Annotated in this window: 15 protein-coding genes; 11 read left to right on the forward strand and 4 right to left on the reverse strand. The window is 63.7% G+C overall.

Annotation, left to right across the window (positions count from 1 at the left end; genetic code table 11):
* Positions 1-87 precede the first annotated feature (87 nt).
* Positions 88-1,077, reverse strand: coding sequence for a Gfo/Idh/MocA family protein (locus tag GXH28_RS00995; RefSeq protein WP_169237131.1), 990 nt, complete (start codon positions 1,075-1,077; stop codon positions 88-90).
* 96 nt (positions 1,078-1,173) lie between these two features.
* Here GXH28_RS00995 and GXH28_RS01000 point away from each other — a divergent pair, with 96 nt between their 5' ends.
* Positions 1,174-1,566 (forward strand): VOC family protein, encoded by a 393-nt coding sequence (locus tag GXH28_RS01000; RefSeq protein ID WP_169237132.1) that lies wholly within the window; start codon positions 1,174-1,176, stop codon positions 1,564-1,566.
* A 3-nt stretch (positions 1,567-1,569) separates the two neighbouring features.
* Here GXH28_RS01000 and GXH28_RS01005 read toward each other — a convergent pair whose 3' ends face one another.
* Together GXH28_RS01005 and GXH28_RS01010 are read right to left on the reverse strand one after the other, a co-directional pair.
* Positions 1,570-2,508: an NAD-dependent epimerase/dehydratase family protein gene (locus GXH28_RS01005; protein WP_169237133.1), complete on the reverse strand. Its 939-nt coding sequence runs from the start codon at positions 2,506-2,508 to the stop codon at positions 1,570-1,572.
* Positions 2,509-2,526: 18 nt separating this feature from the next.
* Positions 2,527-2,958, reverse strand: a complete 432-nt coding sequence (locus GXH28_RS01010; protein ID WP_169237134.1) for a Fur family transcriptional regulator — start codon at positions 2,956-2,958, stop codon at positions 2,527-2,529.
* Between the two features lie 102 nt (positions 2,959-3,060).
* Here GXH28_RS01010 and GXH28_RS01015 point away from each other — a divergent pair, with 102 nt between their 5' ends.
* The 10 genes from GXH28_RS01015 to GXH28_RS01060 all read left to right on the forward strand — a co-directional run bounded on the left by GXH28_RS01015 (position 3,061) and on the right by GXH28_RS01060 (position 13,488).
* Positions 3,061-4,188 (forward strand): metal ABC transporter solute-binding protein, Zn/Mn family, encoded by a 1,128-nt coding sequence (locus tag GXH28_RS01015; RefSeq protein WP_169237135.1) that lies wholly within the window; start codon positions 3,061-3,063, stop codon positions 4,186-4,188.
* A 12-nt stretch (positions 4,189-4,200) separates the two neighbouring features.
* Complete coding sequence (locus GXH28_RS01020; RefSeq protein WP_169237136.1) at positions 4,201-4,983, forward strand: metal ABC transporter ATP-binding protein; 783 nt, start codon at positions 4,201-4,203, stop codon at positions 4,981-4,983.
* Positions 4,980-5,831 (forward strand): metal ABC transporter permease, encoded by an 852-nt coding sequence (locus GXH28_RS01025; protein ID WP_206156661.1) that lies wholly within the window; start codon positions 4,980-4,982, stop codon positions 5,829-5,831. The genes GXH28_RS01020 and GXH28_RS01025 overlap by 4 nt, the downstream gene beginning before the upstream one ends.
* 44 nt (positions 5,832-5,875) lie before the next feature.
* Positions 5,876-7,009, forward strand: coding sequence for a permease (locus GXH28_RS01030; RefSeq protein WP_169237137.1), 1,134 nt, complete (start codon positions 5,876-5,878; stop codon positions 7,007-7,009).
* Between the two features lie 12 nt (positions 7,010-7,021).
* A complete protein-coding gene (gene zigA / locus GXH28_RS01035) occupies positions 7,022-8,227 on the forward strand; it encodes a zinc metallochaperone GTPase ZigA (protein WP_169237138.1) in 1,206 nt (401 codons plus the stop codon).
* 234 nt (positions 8,228-8,461) lie between these two features.
* A complete protein-coding gene (locus GXH28_RS01040; protein ID WP_169237139.1) occupies positions 8,462-8,725 on the forward strand; it encodes an FmdB family zinc ribbon protein in 264 nt (87 codons plus the stop codon).
* Positions 8,718-9,821: a CobW family GTP-binding protein gene (locus GXH28_RS01045; protein ID WP_169237140.1), complete on the forward strand. Its 1,104-nt coding sequence runs from the start codon at positions 8,718-8,720 to the stop codon at positions 9,819-9,821. Before GXH28_RS01040 ends, GXH28_RS01045 begins: the two co-directional genes overlap by 8 nt.
* A gap of 3 nt (positions 9,822-9,824) precedes the next feature.
* Positions 9,825-10,775, forward strand: coding sequence for a CobW family GTP-binding protein (locus GXH28_RS01050; protein ID WP_169237141.1), 951 nt, complete (start codon positions 9,825-9,827; stop codon positions 10,773-10,775).
* A gap of 134 nt (positions 10,776-10,909) precedes the next feature.
* The gene (locus GXH28_RS01055) at positions 10,910-12,034 is read left to right on the forward strand and encodes a site-2 protease family protein (RefSeq protein WP_169237142.1); all 1,125 of its coding nucleotides are present in this window, start codon (positions 10,910-10,912) and stop codon (positions 12,032-12,034) included.
* A gap of 188 nt (positions 12,035-12,222) precedes the next feature.
* A complete protein-coding gene (locus GXH28_RS01060) occupies positions 12,223-13,488 on the forward strand; it encodes a S41 family peptidase (RefSeq protein ID WP_169237143.1) in 1,266 nt (421 codons plus the stop codon).
* Positions 13,489-13,538: 50 nt separating this feature from the next.
* Here the strand turns inward: GXH28_RS01060 and GXH28_RS01065 are convergent, their stop codons facing one another.
* A complete protein-coding gene (locus GXH28_RS01065) occupies positions 13,539-14,660 on the reverse strand; it encodes a M20 family metallopeptidase (protein ID WP_169237144.1) in 1,122 nt (373 codons plus the stop codon).
* Positions 14,661-14,707 lie beyond the last annotated feature (47 nt).

Consider the following 14,707-nt stretch of genomic DNA (forward strand, 5'->3'; position numbering starts at 1 on the left):
TGAATCTCCATCGGTGGCTTGTGTTTCTATTTCAACTCCTCATGTCCGACTCAGTTGGGGAGTGGGGAGTTACGGGTGACTGCCGGCTCACACCTCGACCGGTCTGCCCGCGTGCGCCGAACGCAACAGCGCGAGGATCGCAGCGACGTTGCCGCGGCTATCCTTCAGGCTGACGCGCGGCGCTGCGCCCTCCAAGATGGCGTCGGCCATGTCTTCGACTTCGCCGAGGTAGAGCCACTCCGGCCCCTCGATGGTGAGCGGCTCGAGCCGGTCGCCGGCTTTGCCGATGTAGATCGTCTCGCGCGCCGTGGGTTTGAACGGGCGTGGGACGACGATCAACCCTTCGCTGCCGACGATTTCCATGTGCATGCGAAATGGGGCGCGGAAGCCGCAGTCGAACTGCGCGTAGACGTCTTCGCCGAACCGCAGCGTCCCGACGAATGTCTCATCCACACCGCTTGGGCCGGTGAATTGCATGCCGAACGCCTCCACCGGCTCGGCGCCGATCATCGTGCGCGCATAGTTGATCGGGTAGCAGCCGACATCCCAGATGCTGCCGCCGTCCAAGCCGGCGTTCATGCGAACGTTGGCGTGGTCGGTCAAGGTGAAGGTGAACGCGCCGCGCGCCAAGCGCACCTCGCCGATCGCGCCGCGCTCGATCAGCGACTTTACCTGGAGCGTTTGCGGATGATGGCGGTACATGAATGCCTCGGCGACGACCCGGCCGGCGGCTGCTGCCGTTGCCGTGATGGCGTCCACGTCCTCGACGCGCGTGGCAAGGGGCTTCTCGCATAGCACGTGCTTGCCGGCGCGCAGCGCCTGGATCGTCCATTGGGCGTGCAGGCTGTTGGGCAGGGAGATGTAAACGACGTCAATGTCTGGGCTTTCCAGCATGGCCTCGTAGCTGCCGAAAGCGCGCTCGATGTTCCATTCTCGCGCGTAGGCTTCGGCTCTGGCTGGATCGCGGCTGGCGACGCCGACCAGCCGATTGCGCGGCGATGCGCGCAGCGGCGGAATCAGGGAGCGGTTGATGCGAGCTGTGCTGAGCAGTCCCCAGCGCAGGATGCGGTTGGTCATCAGATGCGTCGGGCGTCGCTGGTCGTGTGATACGGAATGCGCGACGCGCGCATCGTGAGTATACTGACTTGCGCGAAACGCTGCAAAGGCAAACTGATGAGCATCCGATTTGAACACATCGCGATCAACGTGAGTGACGCGCGGCAGGTGGTCGCTTGGTATGTCAGCAACCTCGACCTCGTGGTGGTGCGCGGGACGAACGAGCCGCCCTACATGACCTTTTTGGCCGATCAGGGGCGCAACATGATGTTCGAGTTCTACCAGCAACCAGTGGGCGAGGCCGACTACGCGCGCTTGCATCCTGTGGCCTTTCACATCGCCTTCGCTGTGGATGATATCGAGGCGACGCGGGCGCGGCTGATCGCCGCCGGCGCGACAGCCGAAGGCGAGGTGACGACGACGCCGGCTGGGGACAAATTGTGCTTCCTGCGCGATCCATGGGGCATGACGTTGCAGCTCGTCATGCGTGCCCAACCCATGCTGCGCTGACGCTCACGCGCCGAAATACGCCCGATACCAGTTCACCGTGTCTTGGATGGCCACGTCGTGCGGCGTGTACTCGAAGTCGGGATACGCGGCGGCGAACTTTGCGCCATCCAGCACGAACGGTTGCTCAAACTGGTAGAGCACTTCGGCCACTTCGCGGATGCGCGGCGCGACCAGGCCGGCTAATCGAAAGAAGGCGCGCCCTCTCGCGCCGATCTTCGGCGTTTTGCCGTAAGCCTCAAAGACGCGGCGGATGAACTCCTCGCCTGTGAGCGGGCCTGCGCCGGGCACGTGCCAGGTTTGGCCGTAGGCCTCGTCGTTGAGCGCCAACAGAACGCACGCGGCTGCGGCGTCGGGCAAATAGAGCAAATCGTGCGGCACGTCGAGCCGGCCGAACCACATTGCCTTTTGTCCCCAATAGGCTGCCTCGAAGATCATGCTCATGAATGTGCCGCGCAGATGCGCGCCATAGAACGTGGCCAAGCGCACGATCACAGCGGGCACTTCGCCTCGGGCGTGCGCTTCCATCACCGATGATTCGGCGACCCGGCGAATTAATCCGCGGCGGCTGTTTGCAGCCAAGGGGTGGTCTTCCTTGGCCGGTATGTGCTGCAGCGGGCCGTACACCAGTCCGTTACTTGGATACACCAGCCGGGCGCCGGCGGCCCGCGCGCCGGCGAGCAGGTTGCGCGTGACCTGCTCTAACTCATCGCCTGCGTAGATGCAGTTGTAGATCACGCTTGCGCCCTTGCAGGCTGCGCTGACGCTCTCTGGATCTGTCGCGTCACAGGCGAGGATTTCTACGCCATCCGGCAGCGTGTCAGCGGCCTGAGCCGGGTCGCGCGCGATGGCGCGGACTGGCAGTCCCTCGGCTTCCATCAGGTGATGGACAACCGCCGAGCCTAACGCGCCGGACGCGCCGAAGACCGCGTGGAGTTCAGCCATAGCGCCGCCCCGCGTATCTCATTCCGACAATTGACACCTGGCACATCGGCCGATGATTTCGACAGCATTCTTCTGCGATTCGAAACCGGCAGCGCGCAGTTGCGCCGACAGCGCGCGGGAGAAGCGGTCGGGTTGTAGCTCGATCACCGTCCGGCAGCGCTCGCAGATCAGATGGAAGTGCAACGACTTCTCCTTGCACGCCAGCGTGTACCCTTTGTTGCCGATGCGCACACGCTCAAGGTAACCCTCCGCATGCAACATGTCCAGCGTTCGGTACACCGTGGCTAGGCCAACGCTGGGTTCTATCTTTCGCGCGCGCGCCAGGATTTCCTCTGGGCTGAGTGAATGGCGAGCGCGCATGATCGCCTCGATCACCGCCCGGCGGGGCTGTGTGATGCGATAGCCCGATTGACTGAGAGCTTTCTGGATGTCGCGTGTGCGCTTGCGCATGTCCACGATTTTAACCGAACTGCACCTGGTATACTTCACGTCCTTGATGAGAATCGTTCTCAATAAGAAGAAAGCTGTTGACGGAAAGGAGGTCACGCGGAGATGAAGAACGACGCTGTGTTGAAGGCAAGCTCGCTGCTCGCAGCAGCCGCGCTCATGATGGCGGGATGCGCTGCGCCGGCTGCGCCGCAAGCCCGGCCAACTCCTGCCCCGCCTGTTGCGACACCGACGCCGGCGCAATCGCCGACGTCCGAGGCGCCTGCTGCGACGCCGACGCCCGGCGATATCGCTGCGGCGCCCAAGCTGAAGGTGCTAGCGACTTTTAGCATCATCGCCGACTTGGTGCAGAACGTGGCCGGCGACAAAGTGGAATTGTTCACCCTGGTCGGCCCCGGCACCGACTCCCACGACTATGAGCCGACGCCGTCCGATGTCGCCAAGGTCGCCGATGTCCAACTGATTTTTGAGAACGGCCTGGGGTTCGAATCCTGGCTGGATCGCCTCTACGAGGCCGCCGGCTCGCGCGCCAGGCGCGTGGTGTTGAGCGAGGGCATAGACCCGCGCGTGTTCGCGGAGGCGCACGGTGAGGCTGAGCACGGCCATACGCACGATGCAGATGGCAAAGAAGGCCGCAAGGAAGAGGGTCATAGCCACGATGAGGAAAAGGCCGGCGATCATGCCCACGCGCACGGCGAATTCGACCCGCACGTGTGGCAGGATGTGCGCAACGCCATCCAGATGGTGCGCAACATCGTCCAGGCCCTCAGCGAGGTTGACCCTGCGAATGCCGACTTCTACGACGCCAATGCCGAAGCCTACATCGCTCAGCTTGAAGCGCTGGATGAAGAGATCGTCGGCCTGATCGAGCAGATCCCCGAAGCGCGGCGCAAGTTGGTGACCTCGCATGAGGCGCTGGGCTACTTCGCCGACCGTTACGGGTTTGAGATGATCGGCGCAGTGTTAGGCACCATGTCGGCGATGGCGAGTGAGCCTTCCGCGCAAGACTTCGCCAATCTGGCCGAGGCCGTCAAAGCCGAGGGCGTGGATGTGATCTTCTTGGAGAACGTCACCAATCCCCAGGCAGTGGAGCGCTTGGCCCGCGAAGCCGGCATCCGAGTGGGGCCTTCGCTCTTCACCGATGCGCTGAGCGCGCCGGGCGAGCCGGGCGCAACCTACATTGACATGATGCGTTACAACGCGCGCGCCCTCCGCGACGCATTGACACAGTGACCGAAGCGAACGATGCGCTTTTGCTTGCCCTACAGCGGACGTTGCCGTGAGCAGCCGCCAACCGCTGCGCCGGCCTTGGCCGCGCAGGGCGTGGTGGTGCGCTATCCGGGGGGGGCGCGGGCAGCCCTGGACGGCCTAGACTGGGTGGTGCCTCCCGGCGCGCGCGTGGCGCTGGTCGGCCCGAACGGCGCCGGCAAGTCCACCTTGTTGAAAGCCATTGCCGGCCTGCTGCCGATTGCCGCAGGCAGCCTGCGTGTTTTTGGCGCGCCGGTCGGCGCTTTCCGTCATCGCGTGGCTTACCTGGCCCAGCGCGGCGAGTTGGATTGGAACTTCCCGATCAGCGTGCGTCGGTTGGTGTTGACCGGCCGCTACCCTCATCTTGGCTGGTTGCGCTGGCCGACGCGCGCAGATTGGCGGCTGGCTGATGAGGCGCTGGCGCGGTTGCACCTGCTCGACTTGGCTGAACGCCAAATCGGCGAGCTGTCCGGCGGCCAACAACAACGCGCGCTGTTGGCGCGCGCGCTGGCGCAGGAGGCGGACTTGCTGTTGCTCGATGAGCCGCTCAACGCCGTGGACGCCGCGACGCGCGAGGTGGTGTCGGCTGTGCTGCGCGACCTGCAGCGCCAGGGCAAGACGGTGATCGTCGCCACGCACGATCTGGACCGTCTGCAGGCCGACTTTGACGATGCGCTGTTCCTCATGGATGGCCAAGTGGTGGCGCGCGGCGTCGGCGCCGTTGGCGAGCGCGTCCATCGAGCGTGGCTTGACAACCATCGCGCAGCAGTTGCGGTATGAACATCCTCGATTGGTTTCTTGCGCCTTTTCAATACAACTTCATGCGCACGGCAGCCCTGGCCGGCGTTTTGGTCAGCCTGACGTGCGCCTCGCTCGGCGCCTATGTGGTGCTGCGGCGCATGGCGTTCATCGGCGATGCGCTGGCACACACCGTCTTGCCGGGCCTGGTGATCGCTTACTTGAACCGCTGGAATATGACCATCGGCGCGGTGCTGGCCGGCATCGCCACGGCGCTCGGCATTGGCTGGCTCTCCCGCCGCCGCGAGGTGCGCGAGGACACGGCCATCGGCATCTTGTTCACCGGCATGTTCGCGTTGGGCATCTTGCTGATGAGCAGCGTGCGCAGCTTCCGCGACTTTACCCACATGCTCTTCGGCTACATCGTCGGGGTGACCGATGCGCAGTTGCGCCTGTTTGCGCTCATCGCGCTGGTCGTCCTTGTTGTGCTCATGCTGTTGCACAAAGAGCTAGAGCTGACCTCGTTTGATCCGACGCATGCCGAGGTGATCGGCTTACGACCTGATCGCCTGCGCGACGTGCTGCTAGTGCTGATGGCGTTGGCGGTGGTCGGCGCGATCCAAGCCGTCGGCGTGGTGCTGACCAGCGCGCTGCTGATCGTGCCGGCGGCAGCCGCGGCGATGTTGACGCGTCGCTTGGCGCCGATGATGGTGTTCGCCTCCGTCATTGCCGTACTGGCCACGCTGGTAGGCTTGCTGGCCTCTTATCACTTGGATGTCTCTTCCGGCGCAACGATCGTGCTGACGTGCATCGTTTGCTTCTTGGCAGCTTGGGGGCTGCGGACGCTGCGCGAGCAATTGAGCCGCACCCGGCGCGCCTCCCGCGCCTAACCACAAGGCTGATTCAGGCTGAAACGGAGGACAACCTACTAACTATGGTCAACAGGACTACTCTGTCCGACTCTGCTGCGCGGCGTCGCTATCTGGCTTACGCCGCCCTCGCCATGGTCGTTTTCATGCTAGCGCATGCCGTAGGCCAACTTGCCGAAGCGCTGCTCAGCGGTAAGCCGTGGAACCAAGCTTTGCCGGTCATTGAGAAGCCGGTCGCCGATCTCGGCAAGTTGGTTGGCACCGCGTTGACCGGTTGGGTGCCGGATGTGTCACTGCCAACCCCACTTGGGCCGCTCGCCGTGCGATACACCGCTGCCTACACGGTTTACGAGTGGGTCAAGCTGCCCATCCTGCTCTTCTTGACGACGTTTGGGATGACGTTGCTGCGGCTGAAGGCGGGAGTCCGGCGCATCGAGAAGACGCTGGGGCGCGATGACTTGTTCGGCGTGTTGGGTGGCACTGCGCTCGGCATGTTCACGCCGGTGTGTTCTTGCACGGTCACCAACCTGTATGCGGGTTTGGTCGCCGGCGGCGCCAGTCGGCGAGCGTCCGCTGCCTTCTTGTTTGCAAGCCCGGCGCTCAACGAATTTGCCATCATCTTCATGTTCATCTTCGGCGGGCTTTGGGGTGGGGTGGTGTACGTGGTTGCTGGCGTGCTGGCCTCAATCGCTACGGCTTACCTCTCGCCGCTGTTGGGGTTGAACCCTCAACATTTCATCGCGAGCAAGCAGAATGCCTGCTCGCATCAAGCCGCATTCACCAACAGCATCATTGAGCGCGCCTTTGAAGAGGCGTCGGTCCTGTTCAAGCGCCTGTTTGTGCCGGTGTTGATCAGCGGCGCGTTGGCCGGCTTGCTGGTGAACTTTAACCTCACGGTCGTCCAAGTGTTGCAACGGGCGCAGTTTCAGTGGTGGGGGCCGATCGTCGCCACGCTGGCCGGCCTGCCGCTCGATGTCAATGCAGCGGCGACGGCGCCGATCCTGGCGGCTGTGCGCAATTTTGTGCCGCTAGGCACGCTGGTGAGCGCCATGATGGCCACCACAGTCTCTTCCATCCCCGAAGTGACGATGCTTAGCCGGTTGCTCTCGCGGCGAAGTGCGCTGAAGGTAGTGGCCTGGTATGCGGCCTACACGATGGCTATCGGCCTGTTGATCAATACGCTCTTTGCTGGTGTGTGATGAGGGGGGGCGATGTCAACGGCTCAATCACCTTTGCCGGTGACGGTGCTCTCCGGCTTCCTGGGCGCGGGCAAAACCACGCTGCTGAATCACGTGCTGAACAACCGCGAGGGGCGGCGCGTTGCCGTCATCGTCAACGACATGAGCGAGGTCAACATTGACGCCCAGCTTGTGCGTGACGGCGCACAGCTCAGCCGGGTGGAAGAGAAGCTGGTGGAGATGACCAACGGCTGCATCTGCTGCACCCTGCGCGAGGACTTGCTGGTGGAGGTGGCGCGGCTGGCGCGCGAGGGCCGCTTTGACTATCTGCTGATTGAGTCCACCGGCATCTCTGAGCCGCTGCCGGTCGCCGAAACGTTCACCTTTGAGCTGGCGGATGACCAGGGGCGCAGCTTTTCGCTCTCCGACGTGGCCCGGCTGGACACGATGGTGACGGTGGTGGATGCGTATAACTTCCTGCGCGACTTCAACGAGGCGGAGGACCTGCGCGCGCGGGGCTTGGCCGCCGGTGAGGAAGATGAACGCACCATCACCGATTTGTTGGTGGAACAGGTCGAGTTCGCTAACGTCATCGTCATCAACAAAACAGACCTCGTCAACGAGTCGGAGCTGATCCGGTTGGAGGGCATCCTGCGCCGGCTGAATCCCGACGCGCGCATTGTGCGCGCATCGCATGGCCGCGTGCCGCTGGACGCCGTGCTGAACACCGGCCTGTTCAGCCTGGAGAAGGCCGCCCAGGCGCCGGGTTGGCTGAAGGAGCTGCGCGGCGAACATGTGCCCGAGACGGAAGCGTACGGCGTGAGCAGCTTGGTCTATCGCGCGCGGCGGCCCTTCCACCCGCAGCGACTGTGGGAAGCGGTGAACGCCGACTGGAGCAGCGCGAACGTGCTCCGCTCGAAGGGCTTCTTCTGGTTGGCCTCGCGCATGGATGAGGCCGGCTTGTGGTCACAGGCCGGCGCGCTGCTGCGCATCGCGTATGCCGGCCGGTGGTACGCGGGGACGCCGCGCGAGCAGTGGCCGGACTACGCGCGCGCCGAGGTCGAAGCTCACTGGCAAGAACCCTTCGGCGACCGTCGCCAAGAGATCGTCTTCATCGGCGCCGATCTCAAGCGCGATCTGGTGCAGGCGGTGATGGATTCCTGCCTGCTCACCGATGAAGAGATGGCCCGCGGCCCGCAAGCTTGGCGGCGCTTCCCCGACCCATTCCCAGGCTGGTGATGAGCCGCGCCGTGTTGCATGGTGCGTGAGCGACGGCGCGCCCTCGAAGTATGTCTCTAGAGGAGCAACACACGATGAGCGTAGCCTATGTCTTTGCGACACGCCCTCGTTCAACAGCAACAGCTTCGGCTGAGTGGATATGTTCCTTGACGGTCTTTCATGTTGCGGCGCGATGCGCGCATGTTAATTAACTCATGAGGATGATGCGTTAGCCGCTGTTGCTATCATAGCGACATGCCGATCTACGTCTATGCTTGCCCCAATTGTGGGCTGGAGGTCGAAGAACTGCGCCCGGCCAGCAGAGCCGACGACCCGGTGCGCTGTCCGGTGTGCGGTGGCCTGTGTAGACGTGGCGTAACCAGCTTCTTCGTCAGCCTAGGGCGGAAGGAGAAAGATCCGACCGTGCGCAAACCGGCGCACCCGCCGGGTTGCCCGTGCTGTGCTCCCCGTCGCCCCAAGTCTGCGACGAAGGAGCAGACAAAGAATTTACATGAGTAAGAAGCTCAAACCCATCCCAATTACGATCCTGACAGGCTTCCTCGGCGCCGGCAAGACGACGCTGCTCAACCGTATCTTGAAAGGCGACCACGGCCTACGCGTGGCCGTGTTGGTCAACGACTTCGGGGCGGTCAACATAGATGCCGAACTCATCGTCGGGGTGGAAGGCGAGGACATGGTCAGCCTGGCCAACGGCTGCATCTGCTGCACCATCCGCGATGATTTAGTGCGCGCCGTTCTCAACCTGCTCGAACGCGAGCCGACGCCGGAATACATCCTCATCGAAACCAGCGGCGTCTCCGACCCGTATGCCGTAGCGCAATCGTTCTTCCTGCCCGCCCTGCGTCCCTACGTGCGGGTGGACAGCATCATCACGGTGGTAGATGCCGAGCAGATTCGTGACCTCCGCGATGATCACGCTATGCTGGCGGTGGATCAGGTGAGCGCCGCCGATATCGTCGTGTTGAACAAAGTGGACCTGGTGACGCCGGATCAATTGCAGCAGGTGAAAGACTGGATTTACGAAGTGACGCCGCGCGCGCGCATCTTGGAGACGACCTACGGCCAGGTGCCGCTGGAATTGCTGCTCGGCGTGGGCGAGTTCGCGATTGAGAAACTGGTTCGGCGCGAGCAGCGCGACGTGCATACGCATGAAGTGAACACGTTGCACGCCGAGGATGAACACGGTCGCGACGATGACCATCATCACGATCACACGCTGGTGTTCAACACTTGGCACTACAAGACCGACGAGCCGCTGATGTACGAGGCGCTGTGCGACGCGGTAGATGCGTTGCCGACGACGATCTACCGCGCCAAGGGCATCGTGTATTTGAAGGAAGCCCCCGATCGCAAAGCGCTGATGCACGTCGTTGGCCGGCGCGCCACCTTGACCATCGGCGAGCCTTGGCAGACGCAAAAGCCGCGCACGCAGATCGTGGTGATCGGCAGCTATGGCGGCGTGGACGGCGAGGCCCTGCGCAAGCTGTTCGACGCCTGTCGCGTCAGCGCCGTCGAGGCGGCCGGCGATGACAAGCTGCAACGCGCGCTCGAATGGGTGCGCCGCAACTGGCCGAAGTCGTTTTCGGGCGGATGAGGAATGGCGCATCGCATTGCCTATGGGGTGGTGACCGGCTTCCTCGGCGCGGGCAAAACCACGCTGCTGAGAAATCTCATCCGCAGCGACTTCGCCGCCGGCCGGCGCATCGCCTTCATCGTCAACGACCTGGCCGACGTGGACGTGGACGGCCAACTGCTTGCGCAAGAAGTGGGCGAAGCTGGCATCGTGGCGCGCCTCTCGTCCGGCTGCATCTGTTGCACCATCCGCGACGAATTCGAGGCGACCCTGCGCCAAATTGTTGAGGGGCATCAGCCCGATATGGTCGTGGTCGAGAGCAGCGGGGTAACTCACCCACGGGCTGTGCTACAAGGCCTCCATCATCCGCGCCTACGGCTGGATTCGGTCATCACCGTGATAGACGCCGAGCGTTTCCTCGAATACATGCGCTATTCGGCGGCGGTGGAGACGCAGGTGTACATGGCCGACTTCGTGTTGCTGAACAAGCGCGAGCTGGTAACGCCTGAGCAACTGGCGCGGGTCGGGGCGCAGGTGCGTCGCTTCAATCGCAAATGCGCCATCATCCCCACTCGCTACGCTGATGCGCCGCCGCACGTGCTGTTTGGCGCGCATGCGGCACATGCCGCGCACGACCTTGCAGTGCGGACCGATGACCACGCGCACGAACATGACCACCTGCGCCATGATGAAATTGAAAGTGTGACGCTGCCAGCCCCGGAGAGGCTTGACGAGGACAAGCTGGCGGAATTCCTGCGCAGCGAGGCGGTGCGCGATGTGTATCGCGCCAAAGGCTTCGTGCGGATGGCCGGCGATGACGGCGTATCGCTGTTCAACTTCGTGCCGCGCCGGTTTGGGCTTGAGCGGTTGCCTGCCGAAGCCGCCGGCGGTCAACGCTTCATCCAGTTCATCGGGCGCAACCTGAAGCAGCACGAGGCTGTATTGCGCGCCGGCTTGGCCGCATGTGCAGCGTAAAGTGCGCAGGGTAGCGCCGGCCATGCCTTGCCTGTCCGGACCGGCAACGTTTTTACCCTGGCCTCGATGAGGCCGCGCGTGTCGCTTGGCGTGCTTACTCCTTTCTCATCTCCCTGGGCTAAAGTTGCCCATAAATGGATGAGCTCAAAATCTATGTTGCCGACGCAGCCTCAGATCGGCTGCCCCACGGCAACGAGACGCTGATGTTGCTGCGCGCGCGTGTGGCCGAGGTGATGATCATCGAGGAGACGCAAGAGCTGGCCGCCGGCCAGGCCGTCGCCTTCAAGGGCCGGCTGCGGATCGGCGCGCAGGAAGCGTTCGAGCGGCTCAAGGCGCGCTTCACCGACCTGGGCTACGTGCCGCTGCTGCGCGAAAGCGACTCGGGCGAGCGTCAAGAGGTCATGGCGCTTAAAGGGAGCCTGCAAACGTTGCTGACCCAGCGACCGTGGGTGAATTTGCTGCTGTTCCTGGCGACAGTGTTCACCACCACACTCTTCGGCGGCATGTTCGCGGCGGCGCTCACGCCGGGCGGTGATCTGTCGTTGCCCTCGATTCTGGAGAGCGGCGTTCCGTTCTCGCTCACCTTGCTGGCCATCTTGGCTGTGCATGAACTCGGGCACTATGTGCAGGCCCGGCGCCATGGCGTGCCGGTCACGCTGCCCTATTTCATCCCGGTGCCGCTGCCTGGCACGCTGGGCACGTTCGGGGCATTCATCCAGATGCGCGGCGCAGTGGAGAACCGGCGCGCGCTGTTCGATGTCGGCATGGGTGGGCCAATTGCCGGCTTGCTGGTCGCCGTGCCCCTGTTCGTGGTGGGCCTGGCTTTGGCAACGCTGAGCCAAGATCCCCCGCCGCCGACGCGCTCCTATCTGATTACCCTGTTGATCGTGCTGTTCCGGCCAGAGGCACTGGACTACGGCATCATCATGAATCCGGTGCTGCTGGCGGCGCGCTTCGGCCTGGTGATCACTGCGCTGAACCTGTTGCCGGTCGGTCAGCTCGACGGCGGACACATCGCCTATGCCGCCCTGGGCCGCCAGTGGGCGCGTCGCGTTGGCCTGGTAACGGTCGCGATCATGGCCGTGCTCGGCCTAACCGTATCGCCGACGTGGTTGATCTGGATGGCCTTCGCTGTGTTCAGCGGTCTCAATCACGCTCAGCCGCTGAACGACATCACGCCGCTTGACCTGCGGCGCAACGCCGCCTTCATTGGCGCATTCGTCCTGTTCCTCTCCATCTTCACGCTCCGGCCATTTTGATGGCCAGGCGCATCGTGATTGGCAGCGAAACGCCCGCCCGCACCTCGGGGGACTCCGTCGCCGCGACCAGGTAACGGCGCGCGCCGAGATCCCGTATTTCGGATCATCCGTTAACATACGGCCTTGGTCAGCGCCTGTCCCGGTTGGCGCTTTATGTACAAATCACTAAACCACAACTCGGAACAACCATGACCTACGCCTGTATCAGAGTCTTCCTCTCCCTCATCCTTGTGCTCACCGGCTGGATCACGTCCACCGACGTTGCCTTGGCGCAGTCGTCATCGCCCTTTGCTGCCCCGCTGCAGCCGTTTAAGCTCGACCGCGCCCGGCAGGTGTTTATGCGCACGTGGCAGTTCATCCACGATCACTATGTGTATCCCGATTTCAACGGCCTGGACTGGCAGTCTATCCGCGCGGAGTATGAGCCGAAGGTGCGCGCGGCGCAGACCCTGCCGGAGTTCTATCGCCTGATGGCGGAGATGGTCAGCAGGCTGAACGACGGGCACTCGACCTTTCTGCCGCCGCAACAGGCCGGCGCGTTGCAAAGCTATCGCTTGGGCAGCGGCACGGCCTCGGTCACCGGCCTGGCGGCCAGCTTGCGCAGGATGCCAGACCACAGCTTGCTGGTGTTGCAGGTCATTCCCAACTCGAAGGCCGAAGCCGCGCTCAAGCCAGGTGATCGCATCGTGGCGATTGAGGGCGCCCGCCTAGATCGCGAGGACCGCGCGCATCTGCTCTATGGCCGTGCGGGCCTTGTGCGCGTCACGGTGCAGCCGCCCAACGGCGCGCCGCACGAGGCGTCCATTGAACGCGAGACTTATTCGACCGCGCTCATCCCGCCGCCTGTGGTTGCCCACCGCCTGCCCGATGACATTGGCTATCTGGCGATCTATGACTTCCTCTCGTTTACCACTGGCATGCGCGCGAGAGAGGCGCTGTTGCGGTTACTGCGCGACGGTCGGCTGAACGGCTTGATCGTGGATATGCGCGCAAATGACGGCGGCATGATCGGGCAAATGGTGGATGTGCTCGCCTTGCTCATTGACGGCGGCTCGGCCGGCAGCTACGTCAGCCGATCTGGCGAGGTGGACGCTTACACCATTCCGCGCGGCAGGACGATTCGCGCGCTGGACGATGTGCCGGTAGTCGTGCTAGCCGGTCCGGGGACGAACAGCTCCGGCGATATCTTCGTCGCGGTCATGCAGGCGAGTGGACGGGCGCGCGTGGTGGGTATGCCCACGCCCGGCAATGTCGAGATGTTGCAGGCGCTGCGCCTGCCGGATGGCTCGGTGCTGTGGGCTGCGGTCAAGCATTATCGTGATCCAAAAGGCCGTTTTCTAGAAGGGCGGGGGGTGCAGCCCGACCGGCTGGTGGATGTTGAATGGTGGCGCTATGCGTTGCAGGACGATCCGCAGGTGAAGGCTGCGATTGGGCTGATAGCCCTGGGCCGATAACAGCTGACTTTGGCTGTCCGATTGCCCCCTGGGCTTGCGCCGATGGCGCTCTACCACGCCTGCAAAATCAGCGCATTCATGGCTGCGCGCTCAACGAGGGATGAGAGGAGGATATGCTCATCGGCGGCATGTAGGCCATCGCCTACCGCGCCTAGGCCGTCCATCGTCGGCGCGATCGGGGCGGTGAAGGCTGCGTCGCTGCCGGCGCCGCTCGGGCCGTGTTCCAGCGTGAGGATCGGCGCGACGATTTGCTTCATGCGCTCGAAGATGGCCAAGCGCTCGGCGTTGCATTCCATCGGCGGGCGCTCGAACTTGCCGCTCACTTCCAGTTGCGCGCCGGGCAACACCGGCCGCAAGCTGTAAATCTGTCGGGTGAGCCAGTCGGCGTCGGCCTGCGTGTTGGCGCGGGCGTCCACGTGGATTTCACAGCGATCGGGCACTACGTTGTGGGCGATGCCGCCCTGGATCTCGCTTACCGTGGTCGCGATGCCGCGCTGGTAGTCGGTCAGCGCGTGAATAGCTAGGATGTGATGGGCCATCTCCTGGATGGCGTTGATGCCGCGCTCGTGGCCGCCGCCGGCGTGCGAAGCGCGCCCGCGCGCGACGACGGTGAAATTGCCCACGCCGCGCCGCGACGACTTCAGCCGTCCGTCGGCCAGCGCCGGCTCCATGACCATCACCAGTTGTGCGCCGCGCGCCTGCTCTATGATGAGCGCTTCGGATGTGAAGCTGCCGATCTCTTCGTCGCTGGTGAACAGCGTGCGGATCTCGCGCCGGGGCATTTGGCCCAGCGCCTGCAACGCCTGCACGGCGTAGAGCGCGATGACGTGGCTGGCCTTCATGTCAAACACGCCGGGGCCGTACATCTTGCCATCTGCGATCTTGTAGCGCGCTGCGAACGAGCCGCGCGGATGCACGGTGTCCATGTGCAAGAGCATCAGGATCGGTGATCCTGCGCCGCGGTTGAAGACGCCCAGTACGTGATCGCCGGTCGTCGTCTGTGGGAAGATGGTCACTTCGGCATTGAGCGATCGCAGCTCTTGGGCGATCAGCCGGGCGACGTCGTCCACGCCGGCTTTGTCGGCGCTGAACGATTCGAGGCTCACAATCCGCGTCAGCAGCTCGGTCATCGCCGGAAGCTGCGCGTTCAGGTAGGTGATGAGTGGGTGCATGGTCGGGGGTCAGGGGTCAGAAGTGAGAGCGGAGATTTGGAGATTAG

This window comes from Candidatus Roseilinea sp. NK_OTU-006 (assembly GCF_012931985.1).
Taxonomy (GTDB): Bacteria; Chloroflexota; Anaerolineae; order J036; family Brachytrichaceae; genus JAAFGM01.